At 64.2% G+C, this 19,276-nt stretch carries 9 protein-coding genes and 1 pseudogene; 7 read left to right on the forward strand and 3 right to left on the reverse strand.

Annotated features, from left to right (window positions below; genetic code table 11):
- The first annotated feature begins 204 nt into the window (after window positions 1-204).
- Together AC1RT8_RS16115 and AC1RT8_RS16120 are read left to right on the forward strand one after the other, a co-directional pair.
- The gene (locus AC1RT8_RS16115; protein WP_493076669.1) at window positions 205-8,673 is read left to right on the forward strand and encodes a hypothetical protein; all 8,469 of its coding nucleotides are present in this window, start codon (window positions 205-207) and stop codon (window positions 8,671-8,673) included.
- Window positions 8,674-9,196: 523 nt separating this feature from the next.
- Entirely contained in the window at window positions 9,197-12,043 is a 2,847-nt protein-coding gene (locus AC1RT8_RS16120; protein ID WP_493076670.1) for a TonB-dependent receptor domain-containing protein, read from the forward strand.
- A gap of 78 nt (window positions 12,044-12,121) precedes the next feature.
- Here AC1RT8_RS16120 and AC1RT8_RS16125 read toward each other — a convergent pair whose 3' ends face one another.
- From AC1RT8_RS16125 to AC1RT8_RS16135, 3 genes and pseudogenes are all read right to left on the reverse strand, one after another.
- Window positions 12,122-12,961, reverse strand: coding sequence for an ImmA/IrrE family metallo-endopeptidase (locus AC1RT8_RS16125; RefSeq protein WP_493076831.1), 840 nt, complete (start codon window positions 12,959-12,961; stop codon window positions 12,122-12,124).
- Window positions 12,962-13,039: 78 nt separating this feature from the next.
- Window positions 13,040-13,210, reverse strand: a pseudogene (locus tag AC1RT8_RS16130) (helix-turn-helix domain-containing protein); the annotation flags it as partial.
- 2 nt (window positions 13,211-13,212) lie between these two features.
- On the reverse strand, window positions 13,213-13,830 hold the full coding sequence (locus tag AC1RT8_RS16135; protein WP_493076671.1) for a hypothetical protein: 618 nt from the start codon (window positions 13,828-13,830) through the stop codon (window positions 13,213-13,215).
- A 375-nt stretch (window positions 13,831-14,205) separates the two neighbouring features.
- Between AC1RT8_RS16135 and AC1RT8_RS16140 the strand changes: the two genes are divergently transcribed.
- The 5 genes from AC1RT8_RS16140 to AC1RT8_RS16160 all read left to right on the forward strand — a co-directional run bounded on the left by AC1RT8_RS16140 (window position 14,206) and on the right by AC1RT8_RS16160 (window position 19,259).
- The gene (locus AC1RT8_RS16140) at window positions 14,206-15,609 is read left to right on the forward strand and encodes a protein kinase domain-containing protein (RefSeq protein ID WP_493076672.1); all 1,404 of its coding nucleotides are present in this window, start codon (window positions 14,206-14,208) and stop codon (window positions 15,607-15,609) included.
- Window positions 15,609-16,778, forward strand: a complete 1,170-nt coding sequence (locus AC1RT8_RS16145) for an AAA family ATPase (protein ID WP_493076673.1) — start codon at window positions 15,609-15,611, stop codon at window positions 16,776-16,778. The genes AC1RT8_RS16140 and AC1RT8_RS16145 overlap by 1 nt, the downstream gene beginning before the upstream one ends.
- Window positions 16,775-18,220: a hypothetical protein gene (locus AC1RT8_RS16150; protein ID WP_493076674.1), complete on the forward strand. Its 1,446-nt coding sequence runs from the start codon at window positions 16,775-16,777 to the stop codon at window positions 18,218-18,220. The genes AC1RT8_RS16145 and AC1RT8_RS16150 overlap by 4 nt, the downstream gene beginning before the upstream one ends.
- Window positions 18,221-18,360: 140 nt before the next feature.
- Window positions 18,361-18,867 (forward strand): DUF1993 domain-containing protein, encoded by a 507-nt coding sequence (locus AC1RT8_RS16155; RefSeq protein WP_493076675.1) that lies wholly within the window; start codon window positions 18,361-18,363, stop codon window positions 18,865-18,867.
- The gene (locus AC1RT8_RS16160) at window positions 18,867-19,259 is read left to right on the forward strand and encodes a hypothetical protein (RefSeq protein WP_493076676.1); all 393 of its coding nucleotides are present in this window, start codon (window positions 18,867-18,869) and stop codon (window positions 19,257-19,259) included. The genes AC1RT8_RS16155 and AC1RT8_RS16160 overlap by 1 nt, the downstream gene beginning before the upstream one ends.
- The last annotated feature ends 17 nt before the right edge of the window (window positions 19,260-19,276 follow it).

The following is a 19,276-nucleotide window of genomic DNA, read 5'->3' on the forward strand; positions in this document are numbered from 1 at the left end:
ATAATAATAAGCTTCGGCATGATCCGGGGTCGCACCTATTTCGCTGCACTACAAAGGGGCAGATATATGGTGTGCGTACAGAACCTCGATGGTCTTTCGACGACGACCCCCGGTCAGGCTTCCAACAAATCGACATTGCAAAGGAACCTGCGCTCGCAGGCGAGTCGGCTCGCCTTGCGGTCCACTATCGGTGCCGCTGTCGTTGTGGGCGCGAGTCTGCTGACGCCGGGACAGGCCTGGGCGGATTGCCTCGTGGGTGGCGTCACCGTCGTGTGCGACAACACCGTCACCACCGACACGACCTATCCCACCAATCCGCCCAACGACCGCGCTTATTCAGGCCCGATCGCCACGCCGATCATCCTCAATGTCGACGCGGGAACGACAGTGAGCGGGAACGGCCTTGCGGTCACCAACACCGCCGCTGGCGGGATCACCGTCACCAACAATGGCACGATCAGCGTCGATGCCGGCAACACGCCGACCGCAGGGGGCACGGCCGCCCTGTCGTTGACGGCGGCCGGCGGCCCGATCATTTACACCGGTGGCGGCATCACCAACAACGGCGCAGGCAATGCGCTCGATGCGGTGCAGACGGGCGGCGTCGGTTCGGTCAACATCAACGTTTCCGGCAACGTCTTTGCGGCGGCGGGCGAAGGCATCACCGTCCGCGACGTCGCAACCAGCACCGGCATTTCGATCACCACGGGTGCGGTCACCGCGTTGACCGCCGGCAAGGACGGCATCGACGCGCAGAGCCAGTCGCTGACCGGCAACGTCACGGTCGTGGCGAACGGCAATATCCAGGCGGGCAATGCCGGCATCGTGGCGGCGATCTTCCCGGCGGCCGGAACCGGCAACATCGACGTGACCGCCAATGGCTCGATCGATGCGCGCTTCGGCATCGATGCCGAGAACTTCGGCACCGGCTCCACCACCGTCACCACGGTCGGTCCGGTCAATGTGACCACCGGCAACGGCATCTTCGCCCTCTCGACCGGTGGCAACGTCACCGTCACCGCGGGCGACGTGACCTCCACCGGCAACACGGCGATCGTCGCGCAGCAGACCAGCGCTGCGGGTGCGGGCAATGTCGACGTCACCGCCGGCAACGTCTCGGGCACGACCGGCATCCTCGCCCTCAACAACGGCACCGGCACGGTCGGCATCACGGCCAACGGCACCGTCACCGGCACGTTCGCCGAGGGCATCAAGGCGACCGGCAACGGCGCGGTGACCGTAAGCGTTGCCGACACCGTGACCGGCGCAACGCGCGGCCTCTCCCTGATCGGCGGCACGGGCGGCACTGGCAACATCAGTGTAACCGGCACCGGCGGCTTCGTCGGCGGCACTGGCGATGCGGCGAACATCCTCAACAACGGCTCCGGCACCGTCACGGTCGACATCTCCGGTGCAAGCAGCTCGACCGGCGGCGAGGGCATCGTCGTACGCGACACCGCGGCAGGCGGCGACATCAGTGTCACCACGGGCGCGGTCACCGCGCTGACCGCCGGCAAGGACGGTATCGACGTCCAGGCCCAGTCGCTGACTGGCGACGTCACGGTCGTTGCCAACGGCAACATCCAGGCGGGCAACGCCGGCATCGTGGCGGCGATCTTCCCGGCTGCGGGGACCGGCAATATCGACGTGACCGCCAACGGATCTATCGATGCCCGGTTCGGCATCGACGCCGAGAATTTCGGCACCGGCTCCACCAGCGTCACCACGGTCGGTCCGGTCAACGTGACCACTGGCAACGGCATCTTCGCGCTGGCTACCGGCGGCAATGTCACGGTCACTGCAGGTGACGTGACCTCGACCGGCAACACCGCGATCGTCGCGCAGCAGACCAGCGCTGCGGGTGCGGGCAATGTCGACGTCACCGCAGGCAACGTCTCCGGCACGACCGGCATCCTGGCGCTCAACAACGGCACCGGCACGGTCGACGTGACCGCCCTCGGCACGGTCACCGGCACGTTTGCCGAGGGCATCAAGGCGACCGGCAACGGCGCGGTGACCGTCAACGTTGCCGACATGGTGACCGGCGCGACGCGCGGCCTGAGCCTGATCGGCGGGACCGGCGGCACCGGCAACATCTCGGTCACCGGTACGGGTGGATTCTTCGGTGGCACGGGCGACGCGGCGAACATCCTCAACAACGGCTCCGGCACCGTCACGGTCGACATTTCGGGTGCGAGCGGCTCGAACGCCGGCGAAGGCATCGTCGTGCGCGATACCGCGACCGGCGGCGACATCAGCGTCACCACCGGCGCGGTCACCGCGTTGACCGCGGGCAAGGACGGCATCGACATCCAGACACAGTCGCTGACTGGCGACGTCACGGTTGTCGCCAACGGCAACATCCAGGCGGGCAACGCCGGCATCGTCGCCGCGATCTTCCCGGCTGCGGGGACCGGCAATATCGACGTGACCGCCAATGGTTCGATCGATGCCCGGTTCGGCATCGATGCCGAGAACTTCGGCACCGGCTCCACCAGCGTCACCACGGTCGGCCCGGTCAATGTGACCACCGGCAACGGCATCTTCGCCCTCTCGACCGGTGGCAACGTCACCGTCACCGCGGGCGACGTGACCTCCACCGGCAACACGGCGATCGTCGCGCAGCAGACCAGCGCTGCGGGTGCGGGCAATGTCGACGTCACCGCCGGCAACGTCTCGGGCACGACCGGTATCCTTGCCCTCAACAACGGCACCGGCACGGTCGGCATCACCGCCAACGGTACCGTCACCGGCACGTTCGCCGAAGGCATCAAGGCGACCGGCAACGGCGCGGTGACCGTAAGCGTCGCCGACACCGTGACCGGCGCGACGCGCGGTCTCTCCCTGATCGGCGGGACCGGCGGCACCGGCAACATCTCGGTCACCGGTACCGGCGGCTTTGTCGGCGGCACCGGCGATGCGGCGAACATCCTCAACAACGGCTCCGGCACCGTGACCGTCGACATCTCCGGTGCAAGCAGCTCGACCGGCGGCGAGGGCATCGTCGTACGCGATACCGCGGCAGGCGGCGACATCAGTGTCACCACGGGCGCGGTCACCGCGCTGACCGCCGGCAAGGACGGTATCGACATCCAGGCCCAGTCGCTGACGGGCAATGTCACGGTCGTTGCCAACGGCAATGTCCAGGCCGGCAACGCCGGCATCGTGGCGGCGATCTTCCCGGCCGCCGGAACCGGCAATATCGACGTGACCGCCAATGGTTCGATCGATGCCCGGTTCGGCATCGATGCCGAGAACTTCGGCACCGGCTCCACCAGCGTCACCACGGTCGGTCCGGTCAACGTGACCACCGGCAACGGCATCTTCGCCCTCTCGACCGGTGGCAATGTCACCGTCACCGCGGGCGACGTGACCTCGACCGGCAACACGGCGATCGTCGCGCAGCAGACCTCGGCAGCGGGTGCGGGCAATGTCGACGTCACCGCCGGCAACGTCTCCGGCACGACCGGCATCCTCGCCCTCAACAACGGCACCGGCACGGTCGGCATCACGGCCAACGGCACCGTCACCGGCACGTTCGCCGAAGGCATCAAGGCGACCGGCAACGGCGCAGTGACCGTAAGCGTCGCCGATACCGTGACCGGCGCAACGCGCGGCCTCTCGCTGATCGGCGGAACCGGCGGCACCGGCAACATCTCGGTCACCGGCACCGGCGGGTTCGTCGGCGGCACCGGCGATGCGGCCAACATCCTCAACAACGGCTCCGGTACCGTCACGGTCAACATCTCCGGCGCGAGCAGCTCGACCGGCGGCGAAGGCATCGTCGTGCGCGATACCGCGGCAGGCGGCGACATCAGTGTCACCACCGGCGCGGTCACCGCGCTGACCGCGGGTAAGGACGGCATCGATATCCAGACCCAGTCGCTGACTGGCGACGTCACGGTCGTTGCCAACGGCAACATCCAGGCGGGTAACGCCGGCATCGTGGCGGCGATCTTCCCCGCCGCCGGAACCGGCAACATCGACGTGACCGCCAACGGCTCGATCGATGCGCGCTTCGGCATCGATGCCGAAAATTTCGGCACCGGCTCCACCAGTGTGACCACGGTCGGTCCGGTCAATGTGACCACCGGCAACGGCATCTTCGCGCTGGCTACCGGCGGCAATGTCACCGTCACCGCAGGTGACGTGACCTCGACCGGCAACACGGCGATCGTCGCGCAGCAGACCTCGGCAGCAGGCGCGGGCAATGTCGACGTTACCGCGGGCAACGTCTCGGGCACGACCGGCATCCTCGCCCTCAACAACGGCACCGGCACGGTCGGCATCACCGCCAACGGTACCGTCACCGGCACGTTCGCCGAAGGCATCAAGGCGACCGGCAACGGCGCGGTGACCGTAAGCGTCGCCGACACCGTGACCGGCGCGACGCGCGGTCTCTCCCTGATCGGCGGGACCGGCGGCACCGGCAACATCTCGGTCACCGGCACCGGCGGCTTTGTCGGCGGCACCGGCGATGCGGCGAACATCCTCAACAACGGCTCCGGCACCGTGACCGTCGACATCTCCGGTGCAAGCAGCTCGACCGGCGGCGAGGGCATCGTCGTACGCGATACCGCGGCAGGCGGCGACATCAGTGTCACCACGGGCGCGGTCACCGCGCTGACCGCCGGCAAGGACGGGATCGACATCCAGGCCCAGTCGCTGACTGGCGACATCACGGTCGTTGCCAACGGCAATGTCCAGGCCGGCAACGCCGGCATCGTGGCCGCGATCTTCCCGGCCGCCGGAACCGGCAACATCGACGTGACCGCCAACGGCTCGATCGACGCTCGATTCGGCATCGACGCCGAGAATTTCGGCACCGGCTCCACCAGTGTGACCACGGTCGGTCCGGTCAATGTGACCACCGGCAACGGCATCTTCGCGCTGGCTACCGGCGGCAATGTCACCGTCACCGCAGGTGACGTGACCTCGACCGGCAACACGGCGATCGTCGCGCAGCAGACCAGCGCTGCGGGTGCGGGCAATGTCGATGTCACCGCAGGCAACGTCTCCGGCACGACCGGCATCCTGGCGCTCAACAACGGCACCGGCACGATCGACGTGACCGCCCTCGGCACGGTCACCGGCACGTTTGCCGAGGGCATCAAGGCGACCGGCAACGGCGCGGTGACCGTCGCGGCCGCCAACACAGTGACCGGCGCAACACGCGGCCTGTCGCTGATCGGTGGCACCGGCGGGACGGGCAACATCAGTGTGACCGGCACCGGCGGGTTCGTCGGTGGCACCGATGATGCGGCCAACATCCTCAACAACGGTTCGGGCAGCGTCACGGTCAACATCTCGGGCGCCAGCAGCTCGACCGCTGGCGAAGGCATCGTCGTGCGCAACACCGCGATCGGCGGCGATATCGGTGTCACCACCGGCGCCGTCACCGCATTGGCCGGCGGCAAGGATGCAATCGACGTCCAGAGCCTGTCGACCACCGGCAATGTCACGGTCGTGGCCAACGGCAATCTCCGGGCGGGCAATGCCGCCGTGGTGGCAGCGATCTTCCCGGCAGCCGGAACCGGCAACATCGGCGTGACCACCAACGGGTCGATCGACGCGCGGTTCGGCATCGACGCCGAGAATTTTGGTACCGGCTCGACCAGCGTCACCACGGTCGGCCCGGTCACCACGACCACCGGCAACGGCATCTTCGCGCTGGCTACCGGCGGCAACGTCACGGTCACTACAGGCAGCGTCTCCTCCACCGGCGCCATCGCGATCGTCGCGCAACAGGTCGCCGCGGCGGGTACGGGTGCGGTCAATGTCACCGCCGGCACCGTCTCCGGCACGACCGGCATCTTCGCTCTCAACCAGGGCTCAGGCACGGTCGGGGTCACTGCCAACGGCACCGTCACCGGCACGGTCGCCGAGGGCATCATGGCGGCCGGCAACAGCGGGGTGACCGTCGCGGTCGCCAACACCGTGACCGGCGCGACGCGCGGCCTGACCCTGATTGGCGGCACCGGCGGCACGGGCAACATCGCGGTGACCGGCACCGGCGGCTTTGTCGGGCTGAACGGCGACGGCGCGAACATCCGCAACAACGGCGCGGGCAGTGTCCTGGTCAACATCTCCGGCGCGAGCAGCGCGACCGGCGGCGACGGCATCCTTGTTCGCGACACGGCGATCGGCAGCAACATCAGCGTCACCACCGGTGCGGTGACCGCGACGGGCGCGACCCGCGATGCGATCGACGTCCAGAGCATCTCGACCGCCGGCTCGGTCACCGTGGTGGCGAACGGCAGCGTCCAAGCCGGCAATGCCGGTGTGGTCGCCGCGCTCCTCTCGGCCGCGGCAACCGGCAACGTCGCGGTGACAACCAACGGATCGGTCGCCGGGCAATTCGGCATCGATGCCGAGAATTTCGGCCTGGGCTCGACGACGGTCACCGCGGTCGGGCCGGTCACCGCGACCATCGGCAACGGTGTCTTCGCCCGGTCGACGGGCGGCAACATCGCAGTGACCACGGGCAATGTCTCGTCCACCGGCCACTCGGCGATCATCGCCGTGAACGCCGCCGCCGCGGCGAACGCCGGCACGATCAACGTCACCCTGACCGGGGGCAGCACCATCACGGCCAATACGGCGACGGCCTATGGCATCCGCACCGATAGCGGCGTGTCCTCGGGCACCACGACGATCAACGTCAACGGCCGGATCAACGCCGGCGCGGCGGGCATCGGCAGCACCTCGACGATCGGCAACATCGTCACCAACATCGGTACGACCGGCGTGATCGATCCGCTGATCGGCATCGACCAGGCGACCGTCTCGGGGGCGATCACCGTCAACAATGCCGGCCTGGTCGACGGCGACAATATCGGCATCCGGCTGACCTCGACCGGCGCTGGTGCCGCCGGCGCCCTCACCGTCAACCAGGTCGGTTCGGGCACGACCACCGGCATCATCGGCATCGACCTCGCCAGCGTCAACGCGGCGCTCGCGGTCACCAATGCCGGGACGATCTCGGGCACCGCCGGCATCAGGATGACCGCGACCGGCACCGGCAGCGGAACGATCGTCAATGCCGGCACGCTCACCGGCACCGGCAGCGCGGTGATCGCCACGCTCGCCGGCGGCAGCTTCACGCTGACCAACACCGGAACGCTGAACGGCGCGGTCAACGTGATCGGCTCGAACGTCGCGACGTCGACGATAACCAACGCGCTCGGCGCCACGGCGAACTTCGGGTCCGGCGCCTCCAGCGCCTCGACCAACTTCGTCAACGCCGGCACCGCCAATATCGGCGCCGGGGGCAGTGTCACCTTCCTCGGCAACACCAATAATTCGGGCTGGATCAACTTCGCCGGCGCCGGGACCTTCACCACCAACGGCACGATGGCCAATACCGGCATCATCAACGCCCAGAACAACCTGACGAGCAACGTGGTCACGGTCGGCGGCGCCTATAGCGGCGGCGGCCAGTTCTTCGCCGACTACAGCACCGTCACCGCCACGGCCGATCGCCTGAACATCGGCGGCGCTGCCTCGGGCAACACCAATGTGACGATGAACCGCGTCGGCGCGCGCAGCTTCGTCGCCGGCGGCTTCCTCCCGGTGGTGACGGTCACGCCGGGTGCGGCCGTCGGCACCTTCACCTCGAACACGGTGTTCCCGACCACCGGCTTCGTCCTCGAAAGCTTCGGACGCAAACCCGGCAGCACCACCCAGTTCGGCCTGATCCAGCAGATCAACCCGTCCGCCACGTCGCTCGGCAGCCTGAGCTATGTCGCCGAAGCCGCATCGCTGCTGCTCGACGAGCCGATCAGCCCCTATGTGACCTCACGGACGGATGCGGCCCCGGGCGACAAGCGGTTCAGCCTGTGGATGCGCGGCGCCACCGGCCATACCAAGCAGGTCATCGCCTCGACCATCACCGGCGGCGGCGTGGTGCTCAGCTCGGCCAGCCGGATCCGCACCGAACATCAGGCGATCCAGATGGGCGCCGACCTCGGCTTCACCCTTGCCGGCGGCTGGAACCTGCATGTGGGCCTCCTTGGCGGCTGGTATGACGGTGCCACCTCGGCGGGCGCCGAACGGGTGGCGGTCGATACGAGCTTTGCCGGCGGCTATCTCGCGGTCAGCAACGGGGCCTTCACGCTCGACGGCACGATCCGCCGCGAATGGCGGAAGTACGATGTCGTCCTGCCCTCGCTGTTCGGCACCGGCGCGCCGCAGAAGCTCGACGGCGACGCGACCGCCGGCTCGGTCCACGCGTCCTACCGGATCGGCGGCAAGCTCGGCTTCGCGGCGACGCCGTTTGTCGGCTTCAACTATGCCGACAGCGAGATCGACCCCCTGTCGATCGACTCGATCACCTCCTATACGCCGGGCAAGGACAAGACCAAGGTCGGCCAGGCCGGGCTCCGCGTGTCCTACCGCGCCGGCAGCGAGGAGAAGGTCGTGGTCGAGCCCTTCCTGAGCGCCTCGGCGCTGAAGAACTGGTCGCGCGGCGATCAGGGCAGCTTCAGCTTCGGCACCCCGGCGACTGTCTTCGCGCTCGACACCGCGACCTGGGACGATGCGGTGCGCTACTCGTTCGGCGTGATGGGCCATGCCAGGAACGGGCGCGTCTCGGCCTTTGTCGCCGGCACTATCGACGACAGCTCCGAGCTCAAGAGCTTCAGCGCCAATGCGGGGATCCGGTTCAACTTCTGACCCCGGGGGAGCGGGCCGGTGGACGATCGAGCGATCGATCGTCCACCGATGTCACCCCAGCTGCCCGCTGAAATACCATCGCCGCGTGATCAGGTTCCGCCGCAACGTGCAGTTGCAATCCACGCAATGCGTCTGGAAAATGCCCGACTGCAGCACGGCCCTCGCCGAAGCCGCGCGATGAATGCCGGCGCTGCATAACGCAGCGCGATCCCGATGTGCCCGCATATCGTCTCCGAGCGTCCATGGCCCGCGCCCGGCATGGCGCGCCTGATGCGCCTGCGGATGTCAGCGCCCGCGCCCTTTGTTGCGATGGAGAAATCTCGCGAAAACATCGCGGTGCCGGCAACTCAACCAAAACCGGCGCGATGTGTCTCCCGCAAAGCACGCTCCAGCAACAAACGCGCAACGAACCCGCCTATCCTGCCATCTTTCCTTGCCAGCATCCCCCGCGCCGTTTCACCTTTGTGACACTGCAGAAAATAGGGGGGATATCCAGGGGGGCGTGGTTCAGGGAGATGACATCATGCGCGATATCAAATTGGGGAAACTTGCCGGCATAGCGTCGCTGGCATTGATTGCAGGGTTCTCGGCCGTACCGGCGCAAGCGCAGGATACGCCGGCCGACGGTGCCGCCGCCGCGCAGGACGACATCGTCGTCACCGGCTCGCGCATCCGCCGCAATCCGCTCGACCAGGACAAGCCGATCGTCACGGTCGACGAGGCCGCGATCGGCAAGACCGGCCTCTCCTCCATCGGCGACGTGCTGCAACGCCTGCCCAGCGCAGCGGGCGGCCTCAACACCAAGGTCAACAATGCCGGCAATATCGGCGGCCCGCCCGACGGCACCGGCGTCAGCTCGGGCTCGGCCGAGATCGACCTGCGTTATCTCGCCGCCAAGCGCACGCTCGTGCTGGTCGACGGCCTGCGCTTCGTTAACGGCTCGGCCGCGGGCGGCATCCCCGCCTCGGTCGATCTCAACGAGATCCCCACCAACATGATCGAGCGAGTCGAGGTGCTGCAATCCGGCGCCTCCCCGCTCTACGGATCGGACGCGGTCGCCGGCGTCGTCAACATCATCACCAAGCAGGGGCAGGTCGGGCTCAAGGCCTCCGCCCAGTTCGGCACCTACCGCCAGGGCGACGGCCACACCTGGAATCTCGAGGCGAGCTACGGCATCCAGTCCCCGAACAGCGGCACCTCGGTCGTGTTCGGCGCCAGCTACTCGAAGCAGGAAGCGGTCAGCACCGCCGACCGGTCGATCTCGCAATTCCCCACCCCCGGCGCGACGAGCTGCGCCGCGGGCGGCTGCTCCAGCGCGATCCCCAATGGCCGCTTCGACGTGCTCGGCCAGAGCCTCACTTTGCGCGCCCCGGTCGCCGGCCGTCCGGTCTACCCGGCCGATTTCCGCAACTATTCCTCGGCCAACGACAGCTTCAACTTCGCGCCCTACAATTATCTGCTCACCCCGTCGGAACGCTACGGCGCCTTCTTCAACTTCAAGCAGGAGCTGACCGACAACATCAACATGCGGGTGAAGCTGGTCTATAACCACCGCCATTCGACCACCAAGGCGGCCTTCCTCCCGCTGTTCATCGGCCCCGACGCAGGCAACGGCAATCTGCTCGATACCATCTCGGTCGACGTCACCAACCCGTACAACCCGTTCGGCGTCACCCTCTCGTCGGGCGCGGACGGCACCCCCGCCAACTACTCCACCATCCGCCGCCGCTTCGTCGAGGGCGGCCAGCGCACCTTCACCCAGAATGTCGACACCATGTCGGCCACCCTCAGCTTCGACGGCTCCTTCCATATCGGCGATCACCGCTGGTACTGGGACGTGAACGGCGTCTACGGCAATAACGACGCGCACCAGCTCTTCACCGGCAACCTCAATGCGGCCAAGCTCGCCCGCGCGCTCGGCCCCGTCTCGGCCTGCACCGGGGAATGCGTGCCCTTCAACATCTTCGGCGGCGCCGGCTCGATCACCCAGCCGATGCTCGATTATGTGACCTTCGACGAACGCGACAAGAGCAACCAGCGCCTCGCCGATTTCACCGCCAACCTGTCGGGCGACCTGTTCGATCTGCCCGCCGGCCCGGTCGGCGTCGCGATCGGCTATGAGCATCGCGATCAGCAGGCGAGCTACGATCCCGATCCGCTGATCGTCGCCGGCCTAGGCGCCGACGTGCCGACCAGTCCGGCCCGCGGCGGCTTCAACGTCGACGAATTCTATGGCGAGGTCCGCATCCCGCTCCTCAGCGGCAAGCCCTTCTTCGAAAAGCTCGAGCTGGACGGCGCGGTCCGCCATTCCAACTATTCGTCCTTCGGCAGCAACACGACCTACACCGCGTCCGGCCTGTGGAAACCGGTCGCCGACCTGCTGCTGCGCGGCGGCTATGCGGAGAGCCTGCGCGCCCCGAGCATCGGCGAACTCTATGCCGGCCCGTCGCGCTTCGACGCGACCATCGACGATCCCTGCACCAGCGCGCCCGGCGGCTTCTTCCAGACCAACGCGACCGTCCGCGCGAACTGCATTGCCAACGGCGTCCCGGCGAATGGCAGCTATGCCGAGCCGGTCGGCGGGCAGCTCGGCGTCTTCTCCCAGGGCAATACCGCGCTGAAGCCGGAAACGGCGAAGACCTGGACGGCGGGCGGAGTCTACAGCCCGGCCTGGGCGCGCGGCTTCTCGAGCGCGCTCAGTCTCGAGGTCAACTGGTACAAGATCAGCCTGAAGAACGCGATCGACTCGGTCCCCGCGACGCTCACGCTCACGCGCTGCGCGTTCAATGCGGATCCGATCAGCTGCGCGGCGATCCGCCGCACGGCCAACGGCTCGGTCGCCGGCATCAGCGCCCGGCTGCTCAACCTCAACGCGATCGAGACCGACGGCATCGACGCCTCGTTCAACTTCCGCTCGCGCGACGTCGCGGGCGGCACGGTGGGCCTGTCGGTCAACGCCGCCTGGCTGCTGAAATACAATGTCCTGCCGCCCGCCGATCTCGGCGCCCCGACGCTCGAGTTCGCCGGCACGGAGCGCGGCAGCCCCGACCAGGCCTATCCTCGCTTCAAGGCCAACGCGACGCTCGACTGGTCGGCGCAGAGCTTCGGCGCGTCCTTCACCGGCCGCTACATCAGCAAGGTGGCGGAACGGGACGGCGTGCACACCATGGGCCGGGTGCTCTACGGCGACGTGCAGCTCTATTTCTCGCCCGCCTGGATGGACCACCGCGTGCGGCTGACGCTTGGGGTGAACAATGTGTTCGACCGGGATCCCCCGGCCTGCTTCACCTGCGACAGCGCGAACTTCGACCCGACGACTTATGATGTGCCGGGGCAGTTTGGGTATGCGCGGATTTCGTTTGGGCTCTGAGGGGTAGGTTTGGGATAGCGGGATATGCGCGGCGGCATCCACTGAGGATCGCGCCGCGCATATCTCGCTGTTCTGCAGTCATCCTACAAGTCTAATATCAGAGGATCGTCGCGACCCACGAGGCGCAGGCGGAATCGGTGTTGTTGCCAACTGAAAAAGCACGCTCTCCAGTTCCCGAGTAGGCAGATGTAACTCTGCCGCAATGTGATCACGGCTAACACGCTCACTCCAAAGTGAACCTAGGACTTTTGGCCAGAGGACTGAATGCTCCGGTTCCATGCCTTCCGGTTCCGAAGTTCTATAGCCACGCTTCGCAATCTCAATGTTGAAGCTGCGATTCTGCCAGTCGGTTATTAGACCCAACCTATGGAGACGATAGGTCAATGCGCCGACCGACACGCCCCATCGTTTCTTGGCGCGTACCAACTCATCAATCGACGTGACCGACCGCATCCGGCTCAACACGTCATCGGCAGGCATCAAGAGGCTGGAGGCGAACTGATTCGCCTCACTCTCGGCAACGCGGCTATCCTGAGGTGCGCCATGCCGATGCATGATCAGATGCCCAAGCTCATGCGCCGCGTCGAACCTGCTACGCTCGGCGGACTTGAAGGTGTTGAGGAACACGAAGGGAGTGTCACTACGCCAACACGAAAAGGCATCAACCGCTCTCGTCTCTTCACAGAGGGAAAAGACGCGCACGCCCTTGGCCTCAAGGAGCTTCACCATGTTGGGAATGGGTTGCTGACCCAACGCCCATTGCTCGCGAAGCGCCTGCGCCGCGCCATCAGGGCCGGCTTCTGCGCCGATGTTCGGAAGCTCGGCGCTAGGCAGATTGAATCGCTGAGCCACCCAGTCGTGAAATAGGTAGGCGAGGGAACCTGCGGCAAGTGCCGAATCTCGCTCACGTGCTGTCATTGAACTCAGACTCCTGAAACTAGCGGAGTTCGCAGGGAGTTCATCAAGGTCATCCGCGAAAAAAAACGCACGAGGGAAATCGAGTGTCCGACAGATAGCGGCTACGGTTTCGTCCTCCGGTTCATGCACTCCATGTTCAAGCCGCGAAATGGTCACTGGCGAGGCCCCGATTGCGGCTGCCAACGCACGTGCTGTAAGCCCTCGCCTTTTCCGGGCGAGGATCAAACGTCTATAGTTGAATACTGACACGATTAGTCCTTGCGCGAGACGGGAACCTCAAAATCCAGCGGCGGAGTGTCATCCGCTAGCGGGTCCAAGCCGTCCCATTCGCCCTTCCGAACCAGCAGAATCCTATCGTGGAAACCGTCGAATTGGCATTCGTTGATAGCGACCGGGCAAGACAGCTCGGCCCGGACGTCTGCTCCATCTGCATAAACAAACAGGTACCAGGTGGTTGCGTTGATTTCGCGTAGCTCGCGCGCTCGAATGTCGGGCCAGAGTTCACCCTGGCCAGCTTCAACGGCGCGCGCTGCGCCGTCGCCTTTACGTGACGTCGCGACGGGTTCGAAAATTGGATCGCCGGCCCTATCTGCATTCTGATACACGATCTTGATTCCAGTGCTGGAATTATAGATCGACTCGATATTTTCACGGCGGCAAATTTCCCAACCAAGGGGTAGGAAAGCGCGACGAAGGTGCGCCGTGCCTTCGAGATAAGATAGTTGGCCCGCGGCATTCAGCGGGTGGAATTTTGTGGCGTTCCGCCGACCCGCGACAGATGCCCTAACTACCTCCATAAGGTGGGCGCGCGGTGCGCCGAGCCGATCAAGCGCTGACAGCACCTCTAATTCCTCGGCCAGCACCGCCATAAATAAGCCCCTTGTTAACTTTCTCCATCTCTTTTGAGGCGTAAAAAGTTAACGTGTCAATGCAGCGAGTCAGAATTATTTTGAATCGGCGATGGCGCAACGCCCTGAAGTAATCTGCCTATGACAACCGCTACGACCGGGATGATGCCACGGCCTATGCGAAACCCGTCCCCGGCTGCCTGTTTCCGAAGGTAGCACTTTCTTGAATATGATCGCGCGATGCTGACGCATCACCTCAACGCGTCATTCCCTAGCGGTTGAGAAGTCTCCACGATCTCACTCTCCATTTGTTTCGACCGTACGGCCATGTTCACACTGAAACTACACTCAATGGTTGAGTTTCAATGATTTCGCGTCGAACAGATTAACTTCGAGTTGACGATACCCATTCCAAAGAACAATGATCTGACAATGAGGGAGAAGATTCTGAAGTCCGAAGATCTGGACGCGCAGGCGCTCAACTACGCTGGACGCTGGTGCGATGAGGCGGGCGACGGCTGGGCAGTCGAAAGTATGCTTGGAAGAGGCGGAACAGCGCCTGTTTTCCTCGTACGAGGCCCGGAAGGCGCACGAGCCTTGAAGTTGCTCGACCCGAGATTTTCCGAGGGAGAACTCGGCCGCCAAACGGAACAACGCATCGCTCGCCAAGTCGCATTGGGTGATCACGGTTGTCCATATTTGGTTGCATGTCACGACGGTGGTCGGTTCGAAGATCGTCTCTTCCTCCTGATGGACTGCGCGGAAGGGCAGGAGCTAGAGAAGCGGCTCGCGGACGTTCCACGTGCCAGCATCCGCGTCATCATCGATCAAGTCGCGCGAGCGGTCCTATTTCTGCGAACTCAGGGCTTGTCCCATCGAGATATTAAATCCGCAAATATCTTCATCAGTGACGACTTTGAGCGCGTCACGGTGCTCGATTTATCGGTGTTACGCGATATCAATGATCCGGTCGGGCAGGGCACTGACCACGACAATCAGCTACCGGTTGTGGCCACCTCACGCTACACGCCACCCGAGTACCTCTTCCGATTACAAGACCCAAGTCCGGAACTATGGCATGGCGTCGACGTTTATCAGCTTGGCGGCCTGCTCCATGATTTAATCATGCGTGAGCCCATGTTCAGCGCTGAATACGCATCATCGAGCGAAAATCGGTATCGCTTTGCATGGATCGTAGCGACTGTTGATCCGGTTGTTCGAGCTGACGACGTTGATGCTGATCTTGTCCTTTTGGCACGCCGAGCCCTAGACAAAAACTGGAGTCGACGACGCCTTATCCGCTTAGAGGACTTTCTAGCGGATTCCGAAGCCCAGAGCATTAGTTTAGCCGCGATTGGCCTTTCGTTTGCAACGCGGCCAGTTATCGATGTCACGCCAGGCGTTCGGCCAGGAGTTGCGCGCGATCTCGCTCGCGCGGTTGAAGACCAAGTACTTGCTTTTCTTAGCGATCGAGGCCTCACAGCGACTCACTTAGCTCAGGTGGACGGGGGCGACTTAGACTGGCGAATCGTATGGAGCTGGGAAATGGCTGGCACCGACGTTGCTCGGAAAGTAGAGTTGCGGGCACGCCTGAGCCTCACACCAGCTGATCCTCGGCCGCTCATTCGGAGTCAGGCTAGCGTCACCATCTGGCTCGACGTGGACGCGCGTACGGCCGAATTACCTTTGCCAGATGTTGCTCTCGCCGACAGTGCAGAAGACGAGCTCACCCGCCAAATTGTCGCGTCTCTTGGGCCGTTGTCATCCTCCGCATTGAGCGTGGGTCAAGGAGAAATATAATGTCGTTGTGGTGGGCACGAAGAGATCAGCTCGACCGAGAACAGGTCAGAATGATCGAGGACTTGCCGCTCCATGACAGCCACCTGATCCTGGGGCCGCCCGGGTCTGGAAAAACAAATGTCCTACTCCGCCGGGCACAATACGCTCGCACACAAGGCCTAGCAAATGTTCTAGTACTCTCATTTACTCGCCCGCTTACGGAGTTCGTCAAGACTGGCTGCTACGATGACCAGAGACGTGAAATTTTCCCGCCGGCATTGGTTTCGACGATTGAGTCTTGGACTCGAGGGCTATTTAAGGAACATGGACATCCTGTTCCCGATACAAATCACCTTGGATTTGTCGAGCGCAAGTCATTTATTGCTGAGCGGGCGACTCAGCTAGTGGCCGCAGGCAAGTTACCACAATACGAGACTATTTTCGTCGATGAAGCTCAAGATTTGTTACCAGAAGAGGTTCATCTTTTGCGCGCTTGGTCACCGACACTGTTTTTCGTGGGTGATGATCGTCAGCGTATTCACGACTACGCTCCCGGACTGAACACTCTTCGTACGCAGATACCCGCTCTCAACGAAGAGACGCTCATATTTCATTATCGGCTCGCTCGTGAATTATGCGACATGGCCGATCGTATTCAGACTGCCAGCAGCGGACAGGGCCTTGCCGCCACATCGCATTACAGCGGGCCACGCCCTGGGCACGTCGAGGCACATGGAAGTCTGACACGAGACGAGCAGATCGCGGATGCGGCCGCCCGATTGAAAGACCAACTCCGTGTATATGATGGGTTGATCGCTCAAGGCGACCGATTGGGAATCATTGTTCCGCGGCGTGACGACCGTGAGGCGGTCCTCGCTGCGTTGGAAAGCGACCGAGAATTGCGGGGGAAGGCGCAGATTATTCGTGCCCGCTCTGACAACGAACGCGGCTATAATCCCGCCTTCGACGCCGACACGCCGATCGTGATTTTAACCGAGAAGGGCAGTAAAGGACTGGAGTTTAGAGCCGCGCACTGGCTGTTCTGCGACGAGCAGCAGCACCACCGCACGACTGAAACGTACTACACCATTGTGACCAGACCGAAAACGAGGCTTGATTTGTATTACGAGACGAACCTGCCGGCCACTTTGGCAAAAGCCTATACCCCGCCGCCTGCGATGGACTGGTGAGCGCGATGAGCCCTTGGACTTTTGTCGTTGCCGACGACGAGGAGCTACACGATGTCCTGAGCGGCCACGTCCACGCGGTGGGCTATCCGTGGCCGTCATCGGAGCGGCCCAAGCAACGATTGGACGAGATCGGCGTAGTTGTCTCAAGCGACGAGAGCCGATTCGATCCACCGGCCTGTTTGGTCGTTTCAGCAGAGGCAAGTCGACGTCTTTTTGGCCGATACTCCCAGTTGCGGAGCGATCTTTCTCCGCTGTCGGCCTGGACACACATACTCGATTGGGACCAGATCCTACAGCTTCGCGATGGCGTAAGAATCCCCGACCTCGCAGGTTTCGAAGCCGCATGGGTCGGGCTAGCTATCGCGGAAGCATTGATGCTCTCCGATCGCCCACTGGCGCAGCTTAAGCTTGCGCCCTGTCTTGCGACGTCTAGCTACGCGCTCGCGCGCGCGCGCGGTCTTTGGCCGAGCGAAGGCGTCTCCTCGACACTTGCGCGCTACGATCTGTGTCACAAGTTGATCCGTTCAGCAGATGCGCCGACGCAAAAACTTCGCAGCGCTTTAACCGAAATATTTGAGATACTTGCCGAGCTATCCAACCCTTTACCGCGAACCCCGCCGCCGGAGACGCGCGCAATCAGTGAGAGCCTCAAGGCGCTGAAGCGAGCCCGTGAACGGGGGCAAAATGAGCTACCCCTTCTTTTGGATCATTTGGATCTACCCGAGAGTGATCGGTTGCGGTCCCTGGAAACGATGCCCGCTGAACTCCGAGTCAAGGAATTCGATCGCATAATTAGAGACATTGATGCGCTTCCATCAACAGATCGCCGCCTAAAACACCAGTTGTTCTTTTTCGCGGGGTACCTTGCTACCATAGCCGCTGGTGGCGCCCCTAGCCTGAGCTTGGCCGAGCGCCTTGCATCTCGCTACCCACAGATCACGGCTTGGGCCTATGTCATCGGCGGCGTTGGCGAGCGGGTAACCTGGACATCGGGTTTTGATGGATTGGGTCGGCTGGTGGCACGTGAGCTCCGGCGACCGTTCCGTTTAGATGACGGACCTTCGTGCGACTTCGCCTTAGCGGAGGCGATCGTACTCGTCGATCGCGCGTTGCAAGATCCATTGGTTCATCTCCGAGTAAAACAGGCACGGGTTCTAACTGTCGGCCTACTACCGGGCGTCAACGTCACTATGCCTCTCGGCGAATTTGTTAGCGACGTTAGGCCACGGCCCGCTAGCGCCGTAAGCGAGGAGTCGGCACGATCGCGTCCCAGCGATCCTATGCGGATTCTGGCGCGCGCATTGGCACCCTATCTCATCGACGAGATCACCAACCTTAAATCTCCACCTTCGAGCGCTACGCGGCGTGGCGAACGCACTCGGGGCACGAAAGGCAACGATCAGCGCCTGCCGCTAGATGAGGATGACGGTCAGTCACGCTGACTGATCCTCGGGCTGTTCTTAACGACGGGGTTTTCCGTGTCAGCGCGAGATCATCATGGCCTCTGACGTGGAACCCGGTGCAGTTCAATTGAGCCCTCCCCCCATCGACGCCCCGCCCCCGCCCCGCTACACCGCGCCCCATGACGACTCAGCTCTACGATCTCACCGTCCCGATCTTCCTCCGGGGCTTCCACGCAATGTCCGCCTTCCTCGCCAAGGGAGAGGCCTTCGCCGCCGAGAAGGGGCTGGATCCCGCAGAGCTGCTCACCGCGCGGCTGATCGAGGATATGGCGCCGCTCACCGGCCAGGTGCAGCGCGCCAGCGATTCCGCGAAGCTCGCCGCCGTCCGCCTCGGCGGGGTCGAGAACCTGCCCATGGCCGATGAGGAAGTCAGCTTCGCCGACCTGCAGGCCCGCATCGCGAAGACGGTCGCCTTCCTCAAGGCCGTCCCGCGCGAGGCGATCGACGGCAAGGAGGATGCCACCGTCACCCTCACCACGCCCGGCGGCTCGATCGACTTCACCGGCCGCGATTATGTGACCAATTTCGTCCTGCCGAACTTCTATTTCCACGTCACCACCGCCTACGCCATCCTGCGCCACAAGGGCGTACAGATCGGCAAGCTGGACTATCTCGGCGCGCGCTGATGCCGGTGCTACTGCCGACGACACCCCGCGCCGCGGCGCTGGCCGCCGCCCTGCTCCTTTCAGGCTGCGGCGGCGGTGGCGGCAAAACCGCCGGCGCCACGGGCATCGAGTTCACGCCGATCGGCGGAGATGCCTTCGCCGTCGTGATCGGCCCGAACGCCGATGTGCCGAAGACCGAGGCCGCGCTCCGCAAGCACTGCGAGAGCCGGCAAAGCTGCACCATTTATGGCTGGACGGACCCCGCCGCCGCCGCCCGCGCGGCGCCCCTCACCGATCCGCAAACCGCCACGCTCGCCGTCCGCTACACCCGCAACGCGAGCGGCCAGAACGACATGGAGTGGGACTGCATCCGCTTCCGCGCGGCCAGGGCGCCCTGTTTGCCCAAGGCGTAGCGCCGTTTCGGCGGGTC

The organism is Sphingomonas sp. GW821-FHT10F11, assembly GCF_058809095.1.

Bases quoted from the DNA above. Each gene is read 5' to 3' on its own strand.
- AC1RT8_RS16160 (WP_493076676.1), top strand. From the start codon at position 18,867: ATGCCGGTGCTACTGCCGACGACACCCCGCGCCGCGGCGCTGGCCGCC.
- AC1RT8_RS16120 (WP_493076670.1), top strand. From the start codon at position 9,197: ATGCGCGATATCAAATTGGGGAAACTTGCCGGCATAGCGTCGCTGGCA.
- AC1RT8_RS16125 (WP_493076831.1), bottom strand. From the start codon at position 12,961: ATGACAGCACGTGAGCGAGATTCGGCACTTGCCGCAGGTTCCCTCGCC.
- AC1RT8_RS16135 (WP_493076671.1), bottom strand. From the start codon at position 13,830: ATGGCGGTGCTGGCCGAGGAATTAGAGGTGCTGTCAGCGCTTGATCGG.
- AC1RT8_RS16145 (WP_493076673.1), top strand. From the start codon at position 15,609: ATGTCGTTGTGGTGGGCACGAAGAGATCAGCTCGACCGAGAACAGGTC.
- AC1RT8_RS16155 (WP_493076675.1), top strand. From the start codon at position 18,361: ATGACGACTCAGCTCTACGATCTCACCGTCCCGATCTTCCTCCGGGGC.